We start from the raw sequence: 24,483 nt of genomic DNA, 5'->3' as shown, positions 1-24,483 counted from the left end.
ATGCGTATTGGAGCTATAGAAGCGGGCGGAACAAAGTTTGTATGTGGTGTAGGTAATGAGCATGGACAGATTGAAGATCGGGTCAGCTTTCCAACAGAACACCCGGAGACCACTCTTGCCAAGGTGATCGACTATTTCAGGGATAAAGATGTGGAAGCCATAGGGGTCGGCTCCTTTGGTCCGATTGATCTGCAACCGGATAGTCCCACCTATGGTTATATTACGACCACACCTAAGCCTGGGTGGGGAAACTGTAATGTGATTGGAACCTTGAAGCATGAATTTTCGGTTCCTTTTGGATGGGATACGGATGTGAATGCTGCCGCGCTCGGTGAAGTGACGTGGGGTGCGGCGCAAGGGCTGGATAACTGTGTATATTACACGATTGGCACAGGAGTTGGTGTCGGACTTGTGGCAGGGGGCAAAAGAGTACACGGATTGTTACATCCCGAGGGTGGACATATTCGCACAAGACGCCATCCAGACGACCGCTTTGCCGGATTATGCCCGTATCATGGCGATTGTCTGGAGGGTATGGCAGCAGGTCCAGCCATTGAAGCCCGTTGGCAGATCCCTGGCAGTGAACTGCCGGCGGATCATCCGGCGTGGGAGATCGAATCCTTTTACATTGCAGAGTCGATTACTACGGCCATCTTGCTTCATTCGCCGCAGAAGATCATCCTGGGCGGTGGTGTGATGCAGCAAGATCATCTGTTTCCTATGATTCGGGAGCAGGTAGTGCGGAATCTCAATGGTTATGTAAATGCAGCCCCAATCACGCAACATATCGACCAATATATTGTGCAGCCCGGATTGGGCCAGCATGCAGGCCTATGTGGTGCGCTAGCATTGGGTCTGGAAGCATTACAACATGCAGCACAAGCTTCACATGTTTCATAGTTTTCTAAAATAATCTACATCCCAGAAGGGATGGCTGCGGGTTCGCTTATTGGTATAAGCAAGACTGCACCATCCTTTTTGGGCTTTTTTATTTTTTTTTGAGGAGTTCAATAGGTTTGAAAAATATAGTGCATTCTAAAATCCGATATTGCTCAAGTGAGCTGCCAAAGGTATGATTTTTAGTGTTCTATAGTGCGATATGACATTCAAAAACTAACGTGTCTCCACTGGAAAGGAATTCAACAAATGAACCCAATAACAATGCGTCAAGCTGTACAGGCAGACCAAGAGCAACTCGCTGATTTGCGAGCCTTGGTATTATACGATGATCTAACGAGACTGGGAAGGTACGATGATGTGAAGGTGCGTGAACGTTTCCGGAATACATTCAATCCTGCCCAGACACAGATTATTGAAGTGGAGGGTTCAATGGTAGGTTGTGTAGCGTTGAAGCCCAAGTCTGAGGTATATCTATTGGAACATTTCTACATACATCCCGATTATCAAGGCCAGAGAATAGGGACTCATGTACTGAACATGCTGCTGGAACAGGATGAAGTTCAGGGGAAACGTGTTATGTTAAATGTTTTGCAGGGAAGCCCTGCTCGGCGATTGTATGAACGATTTGGATTTATATTGGACAGTGAAGATGAGGTCGATGTATTTATGTCAAAGCACCTTTGAGAGAATGAATCCTTGTCGCAAGATAGGGATATCATCTCGAAGGTGGAAACCTATTAAATATTTGTGAATACATGGCAATAGTGATTGCTTGACTCAGGAAGATTATGATAGTATCGAAGTCAGAGAATATATGGAATATTTACAAAATGTAGGACTTTTTTTGTTCCGATTCCTATACTCTTAGGCAAACGTTCGAACAGATTCTGATCACAGAAATGGTGTCACAAAAATGGATTTTCAAAGATTACATGTCTCACATCGAGGAGGAATCTTTTTTGCAAGAATATCCTGTGGCTTATGATCAGTTTGATATTCACTTCTATCAGGTCGTGGAAATGTTTTCTGAACAAAAGCTGGATGTAAGTGCGTTAGATGAGGATTTAAGAGTTCTTGGATTAAACTCCATTTCATTTATCAAACTGATCATTGCCTTGGAGAACGAATTCAATATTGAGATGGACGATGAGTATCTTGAATTGGAGAACTTCACAACATTGCAACATCTGAAAGACAGTTTGCGTAAGTGCATCAATTATGAGATTCCCAATGAGTCATAAAGGGAAAATGACGACACAAGCTCATATCAGACAATCACAGCATCGAATTCCGTTTATTGGACTTATAACCTCAAAATCAGGAGTGATATGTGATGAAAGTTGAACTGAATGCGGAGCAATTGATGTGGCAGGAACAATTCAAGGATTTTGTAGACAGCGAGATTATTCCATATGCTAGTTTAAATGACAGCGAAGAACGAATTCACCCGGAACTCCTTGCGAAAATAACAGAGGCTGGTTATCTGGGCTCCATGTTGCCAAAAGAATATGGTGGGATGGAACTGGACAATATCACTATCGGGATTCTTAACGAAGAGGTTGGACGTGGGTGCTCCTCTGTCAGAAGTTTGTTAACCGTTCAGGGGATGGTGGGTTTAGCGATCTTGCGTTGGGGAACGGAGCAACAAAGACAGTACTGGTTGCCTGCATTAGCTACGGGAACAACTTTGGGTTCATTCGGATTGACAGAACCGAGTGTTGGAAGCGATGCCAAAAGCATTGAAACAACGGCCGTGTTAGACGGAGACGAATACATACTTAACGGTCATAAAAAATGGATCACCATGGGGCAGCTTGCAGACGTATTTTTGATTATTGCCCAATGTGAGAACAAGCCGACAGCGTTTATTGTGGAGAGAGATTCCATTGGGTTCAGCGTTGAACCTATGAGCGGGTTACTTGGAGCGAGAGCATCGATGATTGCTGAACTGAAAATGGATTCTTGTCGTATTCCGAAGGAAAACCTCCTGGGTCAAGTCGGTACAGGGTTATCACATGTTGCTTTACCTTGTCTGGATTATGGAAGATACACGATCGCTTGTGGCTGTGTCGGTTTAGCCAAGGCATGTCTGGATGCATCGGTACATTATGCCAATTCCAGAATCCAATTCGGAAGAGCTATACGCGAGAATCAAATGATACAAAAAATGATCACTGAAATGTCAGTGAATATGAAAGCGGCACGGATGCTGTGTTACAGAGCAGGATATTTAAGAGATGTGGGTGATCCAGAGAGCATTATGGAAACTTGGACTGCCAAATATTTTGCTTCAACCATGGTGAATAAAGTTGCCAGTGATGCGGTGCAGATTCATGGTGCCAATGGTTGCCATCGAGACTATCCCGTAGAGAGATATTATCGGGATGCCCGAATCAATGAGATTATCGAAGGCACGACTCAGATGCATGAGATTTTAATCGCAACACAGGAGGTTGTAACACACCGCCGTGAAATAAGACGTTCAAATAAAGCAGAAAAAGTTAAGGATAGCGCGAATCGAAACGTTTAGATTTTGCATTGCAGGACCTAAGGAAGAGCCCTTTTTTTGCATTAGGCAGGATCATTCATTATGCTATGAAAAAAGGGCTTGATCATTAGGTTCTTTGATGTTTTACCATAATTGATTTAGGAAAGATACGGAGTTGATTAGGATTGAAACGGATTGGGCAGGGACAGACAGCGGAAATATTCAGACATGGTGAAACTTCAATTTTGAAACTTTTCAGAGAAGATTTCTCTGCGGAAGCGATTCAGCATGAGTTTGATAATACTCGAATCGTTTTGGAACTTGGAGTTAAATGCCCACAAACAATCGATATGGTGACGATCAATAATCGTAAAGGAATCATATTTGAGTTGGCCAGTGGAAGGACACTTTTGGAAGAGATGATTATTAAACCATGGTCCATTGAGCGCAGAGCAAGGCAGATGGCAGCACTTCATCATCAAATACACCAGCAATCGGGTGAACGGATTCAACAAAAGCATAAGACTGTATTAGAGAAGAATATATCAAACGCAAGTGATCTATCGGACATTGAGAAGCAACAGATTATGGACTATGTACATAGTTTGCCGGAAGGCAGATCTCTATGTCATGGAGATTTCCATCCCAATAATGTGATTACAGGCAAAGAATCCTGGATCATAGACTGGATGACAGGCGCATCGGGCTGTCCAGCAGCAGATGTGGCAAGGACGCTAGTGTTATTAAAATACGGAAATTTGCCCAAAGGCGCTCCATTGATGATGAAAGTTCTGCTGAAGATCATCAAAAGCAGGATGAGTAAAGCGTATATCGAGTATTACTTGTCTCTCTCGGGCATGGGCATTCGCGAGATACATCGATGGGTTCTTCCCATTGCTGCAGCCAGACTAACGGAGTGGATACCACCTGAGGAAAAAAAAGATTTATTGGATTACATTCGTAATCAGCTTAAAAAATTCAACACAACTTAGATCAAGATTAGGAATGAATGTATAGCACCGTACTTGTCAAAACCGTCCGAAAAACAATCAGGAGGTTAACGATAATGGATTTCCAACTACGTTCTGTTGTTTCTTATGATATGGTCGTCCGTGAAAAAAAACATCTATTTGACTTGTCTCTCAGAAGACAGATTGCCATATTTGAGGTTATGGATGCATTGGAAATCAGTGTGTTTAGCAAAACGGTGCAAGTTAAGGCAGGGGCTGTGCTGCTGGCAAATAAAATAAGACTGCAAAATTACGATAAACCTGTTCTGAAAATGAGAGGTATTATTTTTGGATCGGATCTGCTTGAGCGACTGCCAAGCTGTCACATATTAAGTGAGAATGGTAGTAAACACTATGATCTTGCTGTAAGTCTGTTGAACCGAACGGTAGAGAGTAGAGAGGACATCGAAATAGCTGAAAGAGATTTTCTTGAAGTATACTCCAGTTACTATCAGACGAATCTCGCTAATATGATGCGACCGGAAACGGATCGGGAGGACTCGGTCAAACGGAACTTGATCATGATATGCAAGTATATCCAAAACAATTATGAGCAGCCAATTACTCTGCAATTTCTGGCAGATATGGTTGGTTATAATCCAGTGTATCTGTGTAATCTGTTTTCTAAGGTTTTCAATGTTTCGCCACTGAAGTACCTACAGCAGATTCGGGTGGATAAGGCACAGGAGTACGTAACCAAGACGGATCTTCCAATCTCTGAAATTACAACGAAGTTAGGGTACAGTTCTAGTACACAATTTAGTGCAATGTACAAGAAAAAAGTGGGCAAAAGCCCGACCGAACATCGCAATCAATTCAGAAGCAACAAGGGAAATTTGCCCCTATCTATTCAATCTACATAATGTATTCAATAACACAGAAAATATTGTATTTTTTTACGTAAAATGATAAATTACGATAAAAATAAGAATACGAGGAATGATAGGGCTAATGAAGAAAATTCAACTTTTTTGTTTGCCTCATGCAGGTGGATCAGCCATGATTTTTCATCGCTGGAAATCATCTTTAAGCCCTTTTATTGACGTAATACCGATCGAATTAAAAGGAAGAGGCGCTCGGGTGGGGGAACCATTCTATGAAAGCTTTGAAGAAGCGATTGAAGATATCTACCCCACGGTTTCCTCACTAATTCATGGGCCTTATGCTATTTTCGGACATAGCATGGGAAGCTGGATGGCGCTCGAACTATATTACCGACTTGCACAGTCAACGAAACAATTGCCTGAACATATGATGCTTTCAGGCAATCGTGCACCACATATTTTCAAGGATGAGAATATTCACGCATTGCCAGACGAAGAGTTCAGAGAGACGATTCAGAACATGGGTGGAACGTCGGATGAGGTCTTTACTAATAAAGAGCTCTTTTCGTTATTTGCACCTGTACTTAGAGCCGATTTCAGGATTGTCGAACTCTATCGTTTTCAGCCCAAGCCTTTCAAGGTTCAGAGTGATATTACCGTGTTAACTGGCAGAAGCGATACCCGAGTGAAATCTAGCGATCTGATCGGATGGAAAAAGTACGCTGGTTCACAATGTGACATTGTCAAATTGGATGGAGGACACTTCTATATCCAGGATAATATTCAGGAAACAACGAGAATTATAAATGAAAAGCTGCAACCTTACGTAATCTAGTTGACAAGGAGTGTGTTCCAGTTATGAGCATGGATAACTTGGCTCAATTATTTAACTCCCTTGGTTCAGTCACAGACAGAGGTATTACTTTTCTGAATGGCAGCAAAGAAGAAAAGGTTGTATCGTACCAATCCCTTCTGCAATCAGCCAAAATCCGATTAGGAGAACTTCAAGCATTTGGGATGCAGCCGGGTAATGAATTGATCTTCCAACTGAACTCGGAAGAAGAGTTTATTGTCACCTTTTGGGCTTGCACGCTTGGAAAAATCATACCGGTTCCGATTACCGTAGGCGGAAATCAGGAGCAAAGAATGAAGCTTTACAATGTGTGGAAAACGTTGAATCATCCGTTTATTGCTGCTGATCAGGATCTCACGGAAAGCTTGGACAAGTTTGCCCGGAAGAATGGATTGGAAGAGGTTGTCCGCGAAATGCATGCCCGAATCTTTATAGTACAGGGCAACTCGAACGTACGAGAAGAACCTATTGTTGAGGGAATTGAAGCTAGCATCCAGCCGGATGACATAGCGTTTATCCAATTTTCTTCAGGTTCTACAGGACAAACCAAGGGTGTAGTAATTACACACCGCAATGTCATGATAAATATACAAGCTATGAATATAGCAACCCAAATCTCCTCTAATGACCGTTCTTTGAGTTGGTTACCCCTGACCCATGATATGGGTCTGATTGCGTTTCACCTTACAAGTACCTTCCAAGGTCTGCAACAGTTTATTATGCCGACTTCCTTATTCATCCGTCACCCTACATTATGGTTAACCAAAACTTCTGAACACCGTGTCACCCAACTATATGCTCCAAATTTTGCTTATAAATATTTTCTGGATTCATATAATCCACTAACCTTTGCATCAACCGATTTGTCTTCGGTACGTTTTATTATGAACGGTGCTGAGCCGATATCTCCGGCACTTTGTTTCAATTTTCTGGAGGCGATGAGTCCTTATGGACTGGCTTCCAATACAATGCTGACGGCGTACGGCTTGGCCGAAGCAACCGTTGGTGTTTCCTTTGGTAACGTCGGTGATTTGACTTGTTATGTACTGGACAGAAGATATTTGGAGACCGGGAAACCATTCATAGAAGTAGAACCGGGCTCAGAACATGCTGTTTCTTTTGTGGAAGTAGGCAAGCCGGTTCAATACTGTGATGTACGAATATGTGATGATTATGATAAGCCGGTCGAGGAATTGGTGCTGGGCAGTATTCAAATTAAAGGATTGAGTGTAACAAGCGGTTATTACAACAATGCAGCAGCTACGGAAAAAGCAAGTACAGCCGATGGATGGATTCGTACTGGAGATATTGGATTTATGAATGATGGCGCAATAGTCATTACGGGCAGAACCAAGGACATTATCTTTATCAATGGTCAAAACGTATATCCGCATGATATTGAACGTGTGACGGAGGAACTGGAGCAGTTTGATCTGGGGAAAGTCGCTGTATGTGGTGTCTCCAATCCACTTACAGGATCGGAAAGCGTTGTAATGTTTGTGCTGTATAAAAAGGACTTGCCATCTTTTATTGCAAGAGTTGGAGAAGCCAAAGCACATATTCAGCAGCGGATGGGGATTGAACTCAAGTCCGTGCTGCCCATTAAGCAAATTCCTAAAACGACGAGTGGAAAATTTCAACGTTACAGGCTTCAGGAGCGGTACGAAACAGGAGAATTTAGTGAAATCGAACAATCCATTCAGAGCATGTTAAGCCATATCCAGGAGATCAAAGAAGTACAACCAGCTCGTGATTATATCGAACAAAAGCTGATTGAGATTGTTGAGTCCGTAGCGGGACTTAGGAATGTCGGAGTAACGGACAACCTGGCTGAAGCTGGATTCGATTCGCTAAAAGTAACGCAGATTCATCAGGCAATCGATGATGCATTTCCAGACAAAATGGCAATTTCCAGCTTGTATTCACATACCTCTATTGTCTCATGGGCGAATCTGATCAGACAAGACAGAGTGGAAATGGAGCCTGTACGGATGAATCGGGGCTTTTTCCATACGGATCGAGGTTACGAAGCTTTGTCGTATCAATTCACTCTCCCAGCTTCATTGGTACAGGATATGCGAATGGTTGCACAATCCGAAGCGATCAGTATTCATGTGTTGGCATCAGCTATGTATGCTTACTTGTTACATACGTTGTCAGAACAACCCTCTATTGATATGCACGTATCCTATGGTACAGCGAGAATGATCACACCTGTACGATTGAATTTCGATCAATACAAGACAATGAAAGAGCTCTTTCAAAATGTTCATCAACAGATCATAACCATGCCTTCGAATCGAGCGTTTCCCGTCGAGCAGATGAGCCAGATCAGAACAAGCAGCACGGAGTGGGCAATTATTCCTTTATATGGTGAACAGCATCTGTTCAAGGCATCGGACGATGTACTGAACTATTACGATCTGATTATCCTAGTGTCTGACGAAGGTGATATTCTGCAGTGCAATTGTCGTTTTAATGGACGTAAATTAAAACAGAGCCGTGTGAAACGTCTTATTGCCAATTATGTGAGAGGACTTCAACTATTGGTACAACCGGAATTGAAATGAAATTTCATAGGGGGACGGCCATGCTTGATCAATTGTTCGACAGAGAGCAATGGGAAGAAGAAGATGACCAGGACACTACTACTGAAATGGATATAACAACGGATAATAGACATGATATAGCTGTTATAGGTATCGGTGCGAAGTTGCCGACCGGAGAGTCGCTGGATGAATTTTGGAAGATGCTTGATTATGGAATTGATTGCATACGGGAATTGCCCAATCATCGAAAGGGCCAGTTGGATCAATACTTGCTTCACAAGCAAGGTTCATTGGAGCATGTACGTTATTTGAACGGAGCTTATCTGGACGAAATCGATGAATTTGATTATTCCTTCTTCCGTATGAGTGCACAGGAAGCCAAGCTGATGAGTCCGGTCCAACGATTGTTTTTGCAAACGGTATGGCGTGCGGTTGAGGATGCAGGTTATGGTGGTGACCGTTTGGCTGGAAGTTCAACTGGGGTGTACGTGGGTGTAATCGGAGATCAAGAAGGTTACAAGTACAAACAGATGGTCGAGGAATTAAGTCCAGACATGTTACCAATCGCCACCGTAGGTAATCTTTCGTCCATCATTCCTGCAAGAATTGCGTATCTACTTAATCTGACGGGGCCGGCTATGGTTGTAGACACAGCATGCTCCTCTTCGCTGGTTGCTCTGGATATGGCAGTACGTGCATTACGTGAAGGAAGTTGTGATATGGCTATCGCTGGAGGGATCAGGCTGAATATGATTCCACTGGATAAAGAGTATTACAAAATCGGTATTGAATCCAGTGATGGAACAACAAGAACCTTTGATGAAGATGCGGATGGATCAGGAATGGGTGAGGGTGTAGTAAGTGTTGTACTAAAACCTGTGGAACAGGCATTGCGGGATCATGATCATGTGTATGCAGTCATAAAAGGCACAGCTGTGAATCAGAATGGGTATTCGGCAGGGATCACAACGCCCAATGCGGTAGCTCATGAAAAAGTACTGACTCATGCTTGGCGTGATGCTGGAATTCATCCAGAGAGTCTTTCTTATCTGGAAGCACATGGGACAGGTACGCTCATTGGGGACCCGATTGAACTGGAAGGAATCAAATCGGCTTTTCGCAGATTTACGGACAAAAAACAATTCTGTGCCATAGGATCGGTTAAGTCCAATGTGGGCCATTTGTACGACAGTGCAGGATTAGCGGGTCTGCTGAAGGCGATTATGGCACTCAGATCCAAACGTATTCCCTCTACACTTCATTTTAATAAGCCAAACCCAAAATTTGAATTTGATACATCACCAGTCTATGTCAATGTCATTTCAAGGGAGTGGGAGGCGGCCACTCCTCGAAGATGTGGAGTCAGTTCATTTGGGTTAAGCGGCACCAATTGCCATGTTGTACTGGAAGAAGCTCCGAACATATCAGTGGAATTGGGGCGCGATGACCATTATCCCTTTTTGATCTCAAGTGTATCATCCGGAAATCTCTCCCGTCAGGTGCAATCATATGTGAAGTGGATCAATGAGAACCCGAAGGCCGATGTGAGGGATGTATGCTGCACAGCAGCTACTGGAAGACAGCATCATGCACACCGAGCGGTGTGGGTGGTCAGTTCGTTGGATCAATTGCTGCAGCATTTAAACGACTTTCTTACAGAACCCAAGACCGGTAAATATGAACAAGATACATTTAGGAAAAGAAATCAGTTATTCACTACAGAAGAACTTATCTCGAACTGGCATATCGAAGGATGTGATAGAGCAACCGTGCTAGAGGAGTTGTGCACACATTATCAAGGCGGTGCTCAGATCAATTGGTCAAGAATCTATCCAGATGTGACCTATAACAAGTTGAGCTTGCCCACATATTCATTTGAGGAGAGTAAGTGCTGGATTGATACTAACCCCGATAATTCGGTACAGACTGAGGAAGAAGCGATGTATTATTCATTGTCATGGAAGCCTTGGAGCGAGATCGGCAAGATTAACTCATCCAGCATCCATAATGTTGAACGTGTTTTATTAATACGAAATGATACACAGCTACATGCAACCCAGTTGGTGAACCAAATTCGTGAAGCTGGAGTAGCAGTTATCGAAGTGATATTGGGAACATCTTACCTTCAACAGGATGCACAGACATATGTAATTCGAAATAACGAGAGTGATTATATCAAACTTTTGCTGGAAGTGTCCTTTGGAGGTCCCTATCGGATCGTGCATTTAGCATCACTTGACCATTTAGAAAATAAGGAAAACAGGCTGGATAAAGGTCTTATGTCTGTATGGAGACTTACCAAGGCATGCTCACACGTCTTTGCAGAGCAGGTTGAGATGATTTTGGTGACAAGCTTTGCTAATGATGTGACAGGTGACGAGAAAGTTCTGTATCCGGAGAATTCGGCGATGCTGGCTTTCGGACATACGGTACAGCGTGAGATTCAGAATCTCGAATGCTTCTGTATAGATGTTGACCAAGATTGGGATACCTCTCAGTATATGCGTTACATTTTGGGGCCGTTGGAGAAGAAGTCTTTGGCGATTAGAAATGGACAAGCATACCAAGCTGAATTCGCACCTGCTGATGTGGGTTCCATGCCTGATGTTGATATGAACTGGAAAGAAAACGGCGTATACATTATTACAGGTGGACTTGGTGGTCTGGGGATGGAGATTGCTGAACGCTTGTTATCATTTGGACGTATGAATCTGGCTTTGATTGCAAGAACGGCACTGCCCAAACGTCACAATTGGGACATCATTCTAAATGCGAAAAATACTTCACCAGATCTAAAAAGTAAGCTTCTTCGGTTGCTTGATATGGAGAAACGGGCCGGACAGTTGATGTATCTCGGAGCTGATGTTGCCGATGCAGATCAGTTAAGTCAAGCCATTGAACAATTAAGAAGTCGTTTTGGATGTATACGTGGCATCATCCATGCAGCAGGCGTTGGGAGTACACAACATGCTGACCAGATGACCGAGGAAGAGTTTACAGCAATGCTGGCTCCGAAAGTGAAGGGGACTCCTCTGCTGGATCAGCTAACAGCCGAAGATCAGCCGGATTTTCTAGTCATGTTCTCGTCCGTCGCTACGTTATTTGGTTCTACTGGACAGGCTGCTTATGCCGCCGCGAATGCATATCAGGATGCCTATGCCCCGATGCGGAACCGCAAAGGGATGCGTACGATAACGCTGAATTGGACGACCTGGAAAGAGGTAGGCATGGCTTCCAGAGCCGGGTTTGATTTTGACACCTTATTCAAAGCGATGCCTAAAGATTGGGCATTGGATCGATTGTTCGAAATAATGGGAAAACAGACCGACCGTTTGCTGGTGGGGGAAATGAACTGGGATTCACCCTATTTAAACATTTTGAATAACTACCACTTTCATCTTGATGCCAACATTGGACAAAGGTTACAAAAATTGATGAGAATGCCGGAGAGAGCAAAGCAAATATCAATGAAGAAGGAATCCGCTTCTTCTGTTCAGATCCCAACGGAAGAGTATGAACTTAAATTGGAATCTTCCGTGGAGATGGACCGGACTATTGCGAATATAGTTGGACCATATTTAGGCATTAAAGAGATGAATGTACATGACAGCTTTTTCGAACTCGGTGCAGACTCTATTATGATTAAGCAGATTTTCTTGAAATTGGACAAAACTTACCCTGGAAAACTCATACTGACCGATCTGTTTGAATATCCAAGTATCTCCAGACTAACTACTTATATGAGCACCACAGAAAAGCAGAAGCCTCACCAGTCTCCTCAAAAGGAAACTTTCGAAGAGGAACGGGATACAGATCTTGAGAATCTGTTCGATGAGATCGAACGTGGAGCAATGGATTTGGATGAAGCAATCATCAACCTTCAAAAGATGTAGGGGGACGTGAAGCGTGGAGAAAATTCTGAAGCTCCTGGTAGAGAGTGTCAAGGACCAGAAGATGAACAAAACAACGGCGGCTCAGATCGTGAAAATGCTAAAAGAAGGGGAAAAGAAACCCGTCAAGGATATCGCCATCATCGGTATTTCAGCCAAGTTGCCCAATATGGAAACACTGGATGACTACTGGGATAATATCCAGAGTGGTGTAGATTGCATACGTCCCATTCCCAAGACACGAAAATCGGATATGGACGCTATTCTCTCTTATATGGATATTCCTAAGGGAGATATTCAATATTACGAAGCGGCGTACCTGGACAATATTGACCAATTCGACCATGAATTCTTTCGTTTGCCTCCCAAAGAAGCCAGTTTAACGGATGTTAATCAGCGTTTGTTTATGGAGACGGCATGGGATGCCATGGAGGATGCAGGATACGGTAACGACAAATTATCGGGCACCAATACAGGTGTCTATGTAGGCTTTTCCAACAATATCAAAGATATGTATATGCGATATATTACCGAAACGATGCAGACAAGTGCACTGTCCATCGTGGGAAATTTGGCTTCCATATTATCCAATCGAATCTCGTATCTTCTGAATCTGAAGGGACCCAGTATTGTTGTTGATACAGCGTGTTCCTCTTCACTCGTAGCTGTTGCCATGGCATGTCAGGCCATCCGGAACAAGGAATGTGATATGGCAATTGCGGGCGGTGTGAAACTTCATCTTATGACACGCGAGAATCAGAATGAGAAAATCGGGATGGAATCTCCAGACTACCGGACCAAAACATTTGATGATTCTGCAAATGGGGCGGGAATGGGCGAAGGAGTCACTGCTTTATTGCTGAAACCACTAGACGCTGCAATGCGTGATGGTGATCAGATCTATGCGGTAATTAAAGGTTTGGCCGTCAATCAGGATGGAAGTTCTGGCGGATTGACTGTACCAAACCCATCCACTCAGGCTGAGTTGATTGTAAAAGCGTGGGAGGACGGTAACATTGATCCCGAAACGATCTCGTACTTCGAACCGCATGGTACGGGGACAGAATTGGGAGATCCCATTGAGATTAAGGGAATTCAGAACGCGTTTAAGAAATATACTTCCAAGAAACAATTTTGTGCGATCGGTTCGGTTAAAACCAATATCGGTCATCTGTACGAAGCAGCTGGAACTGCTGGCTTAATTAAGGCAATTCTGGCGTTGAAAAATAAAAAACTCCCTCCAACCTTGAACTTTGAAAAGCCAAATAGAGCGATTGACTTCAGTGGATCACCCGTTTACGTAAATACTACACTACGAGAGTGGAACACGGATGGCACAACTCCAAGACGGTGTGGTATCAGCTCTTTTGGCATTGGGGGAACCAACTGTCATCTCGTACTTGAGGAAGCACCTGATCGGGCAACTGCAGCGCATCAAGCGAACACTTCTGTAACAGGTCCATCCATTCTGACGTTGTCCGCCAAGTCTGAGGAATCGCTACGTCAGATGATCAGTAAGTATATCTATTTTCTTGAAAAAAATGAACTGCCAACATTACAAGATATGTGTTATACCGCCAACACGGGAAGAGGAAAGTTTCCATATCGGGTAGCAATCATAATGAACAGCAACATCGATTTGCATCAGAAACTTACTCAGTTGGAGCGTTCAAAACAGCTATTTGGTACTTCACATGGTTCGCACATCTATACCGGTTTTCACAAGCTGGTTCAAGATGAGGAGGCAGCGGATCAGGAATTCAGAATGTCGCTCTCATCCAGGCATGAGATGAGCGTATCGCTGGGACAAGCTCTTGGAGAATTCATGAACAGTGGGCAGCAAGACATCAATGCGTTACATCAGGCTGCTTCATACTATGTCTCTGGGGGCGATACTGACTGGGAAGCGCTTTATGCGAATCAGAATGTATTCAAGGTCAGTTTGCCATCTTACGCATTTCAGACGCACAGATGTTGGATCGACATTCCAAAACGTAACAGAAGATCGGAAAAGGTACAGGCAGAGGGCATGTTTTATCAAGCTGTATGGCAACGATACACGCCCGTATCTCGAGATTCTGTCGTCTCAAAAATGAAAGGCGCCGTACTTCTCTTCCGCGGAAACGATCAAGTCAGTGCTGCCTTGACGGTCCGATTGGAGCGTGAGCTCGAAGCACGAGTCATTCAGGTAGCCTGGGGGGATCGTTACGAGAAGTATGATGATTCGCACTATGTGATTCGTGGTTATGAAAGTGATTACATTCAGTTATTGGATGATATGAAGGGTCAGGGGCTAACCCGCATTATTCACGGGTTTACTCTGGCAGAGAATGATTCAGATGATTATTTACAAAGCGAGGAACAATTGAAGTTAAGCCAGGACCGTGGAATTCAGAGTGCATTCTACTTGACCCGTGCGATTCTACATCATCATATGACAGAGGGACTTCAGCTTCAATTCATATCCTCCCTAGCGAATGCAGTTACGGGGTATGAAAGTCAGGTACGACCGGAAAATGCAACGCTTAACGGATTCGCAAAAGTCATTGAACAGGAGTATCCGGAAATATCCTGCCGATTCATTGATGTGGATTCAGATACCGATGCGGATACGATCTATGCAGAATTGAATAGCTCCCATAACCGTTTTCAAGTGGCGTATCGCCATAATCAGTCATACGTTGAAGAATTGGATATTGCTAACATTCTGGAAGCCAGTCATGAGGAAGTAACTATTCGTGAGAACGGTTTATATCTTATTGCTGGTGGAACAGGCGGAATTGGCTTGCAGTTCGCGAAGCATCTGGCTGATGAACGCTGCATTCGTCTGGCACTAATCAGTCGTACGGCGATGCCTGATCGCACTGTGTGGGACAAGCTTATTCAAGAAGAAGATCCAAAGATAATATCCATGGAAATGATTGAACGAATGAAAACCATTATGGAGCTTGAAGCCGGAGGATCAAGTGTTGAATTAATCAGTGCAGACATCTCCGATCTGGAGCAGATGACTCAGGTTGTGCAGAGGTTGAGAACAAAATATGGGCAAATCTATGGGGTAATTAATAGCGCTGGTGTTGCCAATGATGGCTTGATTATCCGTAAGGAAGAGACTGCATTCCAAGAGGTTCTGAGACCGAAGGTTCAGGGAACCTGGGTTCTGAATCAAGTAACAGCGCAGGAACCACTCGATTTCTTCGTTATGTTTTCTTCTGGCATATCCATGTTAGGAGAACCGGGGCAGAGCGATTATGTTGCTGCAAACTGTTTTCTGGATAGCTTTGCGTCTTACCGTGCAAATGGGTCGGGCCGAACGCTAACCATTAACTGGCCTGCCTGGAAGGAAACCGGGATGGCTGCCAGATTTGGTCTGAATGTGGATACAGCATTCAAGACGTTAGCGACTCATCAAGCGATCAGTGCTTTTGACATGGTATTGAGCCGTCGTATACGCCGAGTGTTGATCGGTGAGCCCAATTATGCGAGTGAACTTCTACCGTTGTTAGAGTCGTCAAGGGTTATCCAATTTTCGGAAGCCATGACAGCTCGAATTCAACAGGAACGTAATCATTTGAATTATCATAACAACCAGCTGACGAGAACTGAATATGAACAAAAGGTTGAACTGCACGGACGAGATAACGGTATATATACAACTAAGGAGAAGGAACTTGCCCAACTGGTTGGACATGTTCTCGGGTTTACCGGGTTAGATGTATATGACAACTTGTTTGAACTCGGCGTTGATTCAATATCAATGATGCGCATTATTACTGAAATACGGGTACGCTACCATGTTCACCTAAACTACCACACCTTCTTTGAAGGTAATAATCTGGCGAAGCTTGCAATTCATCTGATTGGTGCACTCAAGGAAACTGGAGCGATATCCGAGTATCCCCAGCAAGAGCCGGAACCGGCGACCCTGTATGAGGACTTCCCTTTGACAGAAGTACAGATGGCTTATCTGTTAGGTCGAGACGAGCGGTTTGAAATGGGGGGAACATCCACTCACTATTATCTGGAATTGGAAACCAAATTGAACATGACGCATTTCCAGACTGCATTGCAAAAAGTGATTCAGCGCCATCCAATGCTGCGAGCGGTCATATTGCCTGAGGGCATGCAACGAATATTGCCACAGGTACCAGACTATCAACTGGAAATCGTTGACGTGTGCAATCTGAATGAGCAGGAAAAGTGGAAACACATTGAGGCGGAACGGGATCGAATGTCCCATCATGTGTTTGAGCCGAGCCAATGGCCGCTGTTTGAATTCAAAGCTTTTAAAATAGATGATACACGGCATTACCTGTTATTTGGTTATGATCTGCTGATCTGTGATAGTGCGAGTATCCAGATCCTTGGAGAGGACCTGGTGCATTATTGCCGTGAGCCGGAAAAGGAACTTCCTGTACTCAAGTTTTCGTTCAAGGATTATATGATGGCATACGGAGAACTGAAAAAGGGTGAGATGTACGCACGTGACAAGAAGTACTGGATGGATCAGTTGGACACATTCCCTTCCGCTCCAGCACTTCCGCTGAAGCAGGAGCCAAGACATATCAAGAAACCGCAATTTTCACGGCTAAGCTGGATATTAGAACAAGATCCGTGGGAGCAATTAAAGCATAAGGCACAGCAAAAAAATGTAACACCTTCCGCGCTTCTATGTACTGCCTTTGCTCGAGTTTTGGCACGTTGGAGCAATCAGGATCGACTTGCCATCAATCTGGCGGCGTTCAACCGCTTTCCATTTCATGAAGAAACCGATCAAATTATCGGTGATTTTACATCCATCATGTTGCTCGAAATTAACGAACAAAAAAACAAGCCTTTTTGGGAACAAGCAAGAGACGTGCAGAGTGGCATGCTCAATATGTTGGAACATCGACATTATGACGGCGTGGAGTTCATTCGAGAACTGGCCCGTCATCGAGAAGCGGGTACTTCCGCCATTATGCCGATTGTATATACCAGCACATTATTTGTGGATGCCATCGGAAGCTGGCAGCATATCGGAGATCTGAAAATGGGTATCAGTCAGACCTCCCAAGTCTACCTTGATAATCAGGTAATGGAGACTGACGGGAGACTGACCATTAACTGGGACTATATTCAGGATCTTTTTCATTACGATACACTTTCCGCCATGTTCGATGATTATACAGCGATAATTACTCATCTATGTGAGCAAGAGAATATCGAGTTTTTACCAGGTTTGCCTGAACAGGATAAGGCCATCTGGAATGCATTTAATGCAACAGCACAAACATTTCCTATATCTACACTGCATGGGTCTTTCATGGAGCAGGCGACCAAGACTCCTTATCAGACAGCATTGATTTACGGTAATCAGCAATTGACTTATCAACAGCTGGATGAACGTTCCAATCAGCTCGCTCATTACTTGACGCAACAAGGAATAACACGGGGAGACCGGGTGGGGTTGTTAGCCAAACGTGGTATGGAGACAATTGTGAATACCATGGGCATTCTCAAAGCAGGAGCGGTATACGTGCCTGTTGACCCCGATTATCCTGAAGATCGTCAGCAATACATTTTACAAAATAGTAACTGCAAAATGCTGTTATTACCCGAACTTTATACGTTTGAGGGACTGGCTGAATTGCCGGTAGAGCCACTGGAAAATAACGCAGCACCTGACGATCTTGCCTACATTATTTATACGTCTGGCAGCACGGGAACTCCAAAAGGGGTAGCTACTGCCCATGGCCCGGCAATGAATACCATTCGGGATATCAATATGAAGTTTGAAGTGACGGATCAAGATCGGATGCTTGGTATCTCTTCAATGTGCTTTGATCTGTCAGTCTATGATATTTTCGGTGCACTTGCGACGGGTGCAGCACTTGTGATCATTGCTGACCAGCGTGATATTCATGACATGTACGACGCAATACAACAGCATAAAGTAACCATCTGGAATTCAGTTCCAGCCATTATGCAACTGATGGCAGATTACGTAACCGATCAAACCAATGAACAATTAAGACTCATCCTGCTCAGTGGGGACTGGATACCAAAGAAATTGCCAGAGCAAGTACATGGGCGTTTTCCTTCGGCACAGGTTATCAGCTTGGGAGGTGCGACAGAGGCATCCATTTGGTCTATCTATTATCCCATTGATACTGTCAAGTCTGATTGGAAGAGCATTCCTTATGGAAGACCACTTGCGAATCAGACATTCTATACGCTTGACTACACGGGTTGCCTGAGCCCAGTCAATGTCATTGGTGAGCTCTGTATCGGTGGAGCAGGATTGGCTCAAGGATACTTTAATGATCCGGTGAGGACCGACAATGCATTTTTTAATCATCCGGAATTGGGACGTTTATACCGTACAGGTGATTTTGGAGTCTTGCGAAGAGAAGGGTACATTGAATTCCTTGGCAGACGGGATTCCCAAGTGAAAATCAGGGGTTATCGGGTTGAACTTGGAGAAATTGAAAGCCGATTATCTACAGTTCCTAGCGTGAAGCAGGCTGTCGTTATAGATAAAGTGGACATGCAAGGGACAAAGGTACTGGTAGCCTATTACTCAGCGGAGCGCAGCTATGACGAATTGGAGATGAAGCGTCTTTTGGCAAAAGCACTTCCGGATTACATGGTTCCTCAGCATTTAATCCAGTTGCCTGAATTTCCACTTACACCCAATGGAAAGATTGATCGGAAAGCGTTACCGGAACCAACCTTTGGACAACAGTCCAGTGCACTTGCAGGAACAGAAAGCCCAACGGAGCAAAAGCTGATTGAACTCTGTGAATCGGTATTCGGTATAAATGGAATAGGAACTCACGACAGCTTTTTCCAGATGGGGATCAATTCAATTCTAATGGTGCAGCTGGTGAATCGGATTGGGCAGGAATTCAATCAACGTCTCAGCTTCAAGGAATTTATGGCCCTGAGAGATATTTATGAACTGGCGGCTTTGCTTGAGAGCTCTGTGGAAAATGAAGAGTCAGTGGGAACAATTCATTATCCGCAGCATGATCCATGCCCTGATCCTGAAGGCCGACCATTCCCGCTGACCGAGGTACAGATGGCTTATGTTGCAGGAAGAAGTCAGGCTTTTGAAATGGGAGGCACTTCGACACACGGGTACCTCGAATTCGAAACTCAACTGGAGATGACGCGCTTCAATGAAGCACTAATCAAGCTGATTGAACACCATCCTATGTTACGGGCAATTATCCTGCCTACCGGAGAGCAACGAATCCTGCCACATGTACCGGCATACCGGATGGATATTGAAGATATCAGTGGTTTGAGTCCTGACGAGATGGAACGGGTGATCATAGCCGAAAGAGAACGCATGTCTCATCATATTTTTGAATTGGAGCAATGGCCATTATTTGAGATACGTGCGAAAAAAATATCTGAAAATACACATCTGCTGTTGTTTGGATATGATCTGCTCATTGCTGATGGGGCAAGCATACAGATCTTCAATAATGATCTACTGAAATTCTATCATCATCCCGAGATTGATCCGGAGCCTAATCCATTTACATTCCGCGATTATATTCTTGCTTACAATGAATTCCGTAAATCGAATACGTACCTGGCTGACAAACAATACTGGCTTGCCCGAATAGAGGAGTTCCCAGCAGCACCTGCACTCCCATTGAAGACAGATCCTGCACAGATCAGCGAGCCAAAATTCAAGCGACTTAATGAAGTGTTTGAAGCAGAGCGTTGGGAGATATTGAAAAAGATTGCTAATGGACACGGGCTAACACCTTCAGCGCTTCTCTGTGCAGCCTATGCCCAGATCTTATCGTACTGGAGCAATCAACAGAAGATTGCACTGAACCTGACAGTTTTCAATCGTTATCCATTCCACCCAAGCATACAGGATATCATTGGGGACTTTACTTCCATGATTTTAATTGATGTGGATATGACTTCGGGGAACGATTTTATGGGTCATGTGCGCCATGTTCAGAACAGTATACTGGAGGCGCTGGAGCACAGGCATTATGAAGGCATCGAATTCATACGTGATCTCTCCAAGCATCATCAAATGGGGAACAAGACCGTAATGCCAATTGTCTTCACAAGTATGATCTTTAATGAACGTGAGACATCTGAAGCAACTCAGGGACTGATTGGAAAGGTTCGAACTGGGGTCAGCCAAACATCGCAGGTATATCTGGATCATCAGGCTTCGGATGCGGGAGGGCAGCTAACGCTAACCTGGGATTACGTGGATGACTTGTTTGACCAACAGGTGGTCGAAACGATGTTTGCGCAATATAATGCACTGCTGGATGGCCTAATTGTAGGAGAAACGATTACGGGGCCTGACATTCCTTCAGTCGATCGCAGCATTTTGGAAAGGTATAACCAATCAGAAGAAAATATCATGCCAACAACATTGCAACATTTGTTTGATCGTATGGCCAAACATTATCCAGATCAGGATGCATTGTTGTTTGAGGATGAGCGGATGACGTATTCGGAGCTGGACCGAAGATCTGGTCAACTGGCAGGATATTTACTTGAACAGGAGATCGGGCGAGGGGATCGAGTTGGCGTTGTAGCAAGGCGCCGTATGGAGACCATTGTAAATGTAATGGCTATACTTCGCACTGGTGCGGCATATGTACCACTTGATCCGGATTATCCTGAAGATCGGCAAGCTTACATGCTTAAGAATAGTGATTGCCAAATTGTATTGGACGTGGATGCCTATGATCAGGTCTCGGCTTCAGGTTATCCTCTACTCGAAGGTGAGCCATCTGGAACACCTGATGATATTGCATATGTAATCTATACCTCAGGAAGTACGGGGAGACCAAAGGGTGTTGCCATTACTCATGGGGCTGTAACGAATACGATTCAGGATATGAACAGAAAGTTCGGTGTTCATGAGAAGGATCGCATGCTTGGCGTATCTTCCATGTGTTTCGATTTATCCGTATATGACGTGTTCGGTGCACTTTCCTCGGGTGCAGCTCTCGTAATTGTATCTGACCAAAGAGATATCCGAATGATGAAAGAGGCCGTTGATCGCCATCAGGTTACAATCTGGAATTCGGTTCCAGCGATTATGGATATGTTCATGGATCGACTGGAATCCGATGCTGGACGAAGCTACCGTTGGGCAAGTGATGAAGAGATTCAGGCGTCAACCCAACTGGCTGTGGAGAAAGAGTCAGTAGAATCGGTGTACCATTGGTCATTCTCCACGCTGTGGCGAATGGATGGAAAGCATATCTACGTGGATGAGTTCAAATGCCCTGAATATGCAACAGGTATGTTCCCTGAACTGTATTTCCTGGCACAAAAGGGGATTCGGCAATCCGAGATTGCTTCTTTCTTCCCGAATGTACCTGCTAGTGAAGTGAATTCGCTCATGGAACTGCTCATTCGCAAACGTGCTTTGGTCAGCGGACTTATGGAGCCAGCGGAAATTTTCAAGAAGCAGACGCAGTTATTCCGCAATCCGTATGACGAAAAGGTGGCATACGATGCACAGGCATACGAGGAATTTAAAAAAATACAGTTGCATCGTAATTTCGGTGAGAACACCACACTTGAGGTCTCACTGGAGCGTGGTGTTGAATATCCTGATTTCATCTCCAAGCGACGTTCTCATCGTTCCTTTAAGGAGGATCAGCCTGTCACCATGACACAGTTCTCCGATCTGATGGGAGTACTGGGTCAGTATGATCAAGGACAGGAAATTCGGTATTACTATCCTTCTGCGGGAGGGCTATATCCGATAGATGTGTTTGTGTATGTGAAGGAAGGAAGAGTTGCGGGAATGGAGGCGGGCTTGTACTACTTTAGTCCAGTGGATTACACGGTACGCCTCGTTCATGGGAATCAGTCATTCACTGATGAAATGCACTATTACACGAACAGGTCCATTTATCAGTCTTCAGCGTTTACTGTTTTCTTCATTTACAACGCGGAAGCAACCATGCCGAAATATGGCGCGCAAGGTTATTTATACTCCCTTATTGATACCGGAATTATGGTATCCACACTAAATAGTGTTGGAGAGATGTTGGGCATTGGGATGTGTTCGATCGGAGATATGCCTTTTGAGAAAATAAAACCGTTATTCAATTTAAATGAAAATCAGATCTGGCTTCACACGGTGGAAGCAGGATTGAAGCCAGACGATGATATGGCTTCTATGGAAGAATGGAGCAGCAGAAATTATATCAGACAAAATCCAAGCGTATCGGTATCCTATGGCGAAAACCCAATGGCTGCTGACCCAACCCTATTATCGGAACGTTCCGTAGCAGTCCTGGGTGCACAGACCGCTCCGCTGGCTAATTTAAATATCCAAAGTTCTGATATAGAAAGAGCAGTAAACATCACCAACGAGGGTAACCATCAAAGCAGTCTTCGTCTTATACTGCTCAGCGGTGACTGGATACCTCTATCGTTACCGGGCAAAGTCAGAAATCTGTGTCCTGATGCAAGCATTGTGAGTCTCGGTGGTGCAACAGAGGCTAGTATTTGGTCCATTTATTACCCTATTAATTCAATATCTGATGCGTGGAACAGTATCCCTTACGGGTATCCGTTGGCGAATCAAACATTCCATGTGCTCGATTATAAACTGCGTCCATGTCCGGTTGATGTTCCAGGTGAGATGTTTATCGGCGGAGTAGGTCTTGCAAATCAATATGTGAATGACTTGGATAAAACGGAGAAAGCATTCATTCAGCACCCACTCCTTGGTCGATTGTATAGAACGGGAGACCATGGCGTCATGCGCAAAGAGGGATACATTGAATTTTTGGGCAGAAAGGACAACCAGATCAAAATCAGGGGGCATCGCGTGGAACTCGGTGAAATTGAAGCCATATTCATTCAGCACCACGCCTTGAAGCGTGTGTATGTAATGGACAGGCAGAACGAGCAAAAGAAAAAATATCTGTGTGCCTATTATGTCTCTGATCAAGAAGTTTCCATTGCTGAATTGCGAGAATTTCTGATATCCAGATTGCCGGAGTACATGGTGCCTTCATTCTTTATCCGGTTGGAAGCCATCCCTTTAACAGCAAATGGAAAAATCAATCGTAATGCATTACCTGAACCAACTGCTCTACACACAGCTCAGGTCCAATACAAGGCTCCCGCTAATGATATTGAGAAACTATTGGTACAGATATGGAGCGAAGTACTTGGCAATACTCACATTGGTGTGAATCAGCATTTCTTTGAGATCGGCGGCGATTCTGTTCTGATGATCAAAGCACATGCCAGACTTGATGACCAATATCCGGGAATTGTGAAGATAACCGACATGTTTAATTTGCCAACTATTTCGGATATTACCGCATTTATCGAGAATCAGTTGGACGAGATGGATGTAATCCACGTATCACGCTCCCGCATTCCCTTGTCCATGGATTATTTCGTGGAAGGAGATTCAACATCAAACGAAACAGAAGAGTTGCAGTTTGCCTTATCGGCAGAACTCTATGATCGTGTGGTGAATGCTGCCAGCAGGTGGGATGTGGAGGTGGATGATATTTTATTTGCCGGCTTTGCGTACCTTCTCGCACAGGCCTCCAACCGTGATCGGATAAGTGTGCATGCAGCCATTGGGCAGTCCGACTATATTCAAGTATTTGATCTGGACTTCGGCTCGTTGGAACAATTTAATGAATTATTCCAGCTTATCCATCAATCCAAGGGTCAAGATGGCAGAGAGACCTTCCACACCAAACATGTTAGTACACTTTTGCAGGAGCCCGGTACAGGAACATTACCTTTGTTCTATAACGCTGGTGCAGTTGCTTCGGGAGTGCCGGTGTCTGAACTGTACGACTTAACGTTACAAGTGGTTCATCAGGAGGACAGCCTGCACTTCGTATGTGGATTCCGTTCAATGAAATGGCGGAAGAGCAAGGTAGAGTCACTCTTGCAACTCTACTTTAAACTACTGAACCCGATACTCGAATGATCTCAAGCCG

The 24,483-nt window shown here is 44.3% G+C and carries 10 protein-coding genes; all 10 read left to right on the top strand.

Features of this window, described 5'->3' with window-relative positions:
- The 10 genes from MHI55_RS23670 to MHI55_RS23625 all read left to right on the top strand — a co-directional run bounded on the left by MHI55_RS23670 (position 1) and on the right by MHI55_RS23625 (position 24,473).
- Positions 1-900, top strand: coding sequence for an ROK family protein (locus MHI55_RS23670; protein WP_340387226.1), 900 nt, complete (start codon positions 1-3; stop codon positions 898-900).
- Positions 901-1,146: 246 nt separating this feature from the next.
- Positions 1,147-1,584: a GNAT family N-acetyltransferase gene (locus MHI55_RS23665; protein ID WP_340387224.1), complete on the top strand. Its 438-nt coding sequence runs from the start codon at positions 1,147-1,149 to the stop codon at positions 1,582-1,584.
- Between the two features lie 275 nt (positions 1,585-1,859).
- Positions 1,860-2,141 carry a phosphopantetheine-binding protein gene (locus tag MHI55_RS23660; RefSeq protein ID WP_076252870.1) on the top strand — a complete coding sequence of 94 codons (282 nt, stop codon included), beginning with the start codon at positions 1,860-1,862 and terminating at the stop codon, positions 2,139-2,141.
- 92 nt (positions 2,142-2,233) lie between these two features.
- Positions 2,234-3,430 (top strand): acyl-CoA dehydrogenase family protein, encoded by a 1,197-nt coding sequence (locus MHI55_RS23655; RefSeq protein ID WP_340387222.1) that lies wholly within the window; start codon positions 2,234-2,236, stop codon positions 3,428-3,430.
- A gap of 143 nt (positions 3,431-3,573) precedes the next feature.
- Positions 3,574-4,380 carry an aminoglycoside phosphotransferase family protein gene (locus MHI55_RS23650; RefSeq protein WP_340387220.1) on the top strand — a complete coding sequence of 269 codons (807 nt, stop codon included), beginning with the start codon at positions 3,574-3,576 and terminating at the stop codon, positions 4,378-4,380.
- 74 nt (positions 4,381-4,454) lie between these two features.
- Positions 4,455-5,261, top strand: coding sequence for an AraC family transcriptional regulator (locus MHI55_RS23645; RefSeq protein ID WP_339186109.1), 807 nt, complete (start codon positions 4,455-4,457; stop codon positions 5,259-5,261).
- A gap of 88 nt (positions 5,262-5,349) precedes the next feature.
- Positions 5,350-6,057, top strand: a complete 708-nt coding sequence (locus MHI55_RS23640; protein WP_047843975.1) for a thioesterase domain-containing protein — start codon at positions 5,350-5,352, stop codon at positions 6,055-6,057.
- A gap of 23 nt (positions 6,058-6,080) precedes the next feature.
- Positions 6,081-8,645, top strand: a complete 2,565-nt coding sequence (locus MHI55_RS23635) for a non-ribosomal peptide synthetase (RefSeq protein ID WP_340387218.1) — start codon at positions 6,081-6,083, stop codon at positions 8,643-8,645.
- Positions 8,646-8,665: 20 nt separating this feature from the next.
- Entirely contained in the window at positions 8,666-12,517 is a 3,852-nt protein-coding gene (locus tag MHI55_RS23630; RefSeq protein WP_340387216.1) for an SDR family NAD(P)-dependent oxidoreductase, read from the top strand.
- A gap of 13 nt (positions 12,518-12,530) precedes the next feature.
- Complete coding sequence (locus MHI55_RS23625; RefSeq protein ID WP_340387214.1) at positions 12,531-24,473, top strand: amino acid adenylation domain-containing protein; 11,943 nt, start codon at positions 12,531-12,533, stop codon at positions 24,471-24,473.
- Positions 24,474-24,483 lie beyond the last annotated feature (10 nt).

It is taken from the genome of Paenibacillus sp. FSL E2-0151, from assembly GCF_037993015.1.
GTDB lineage: Bacteria > Bacillota > Bacilli > Paenibacillales > Paenibacillaceae > Paenibacillus > Paenibacillus amylolyticus.
Note: the sequence above shows the minus strand (reverse complement) of the source record. Positions and strands in the feature narration are given on the sequence as shown.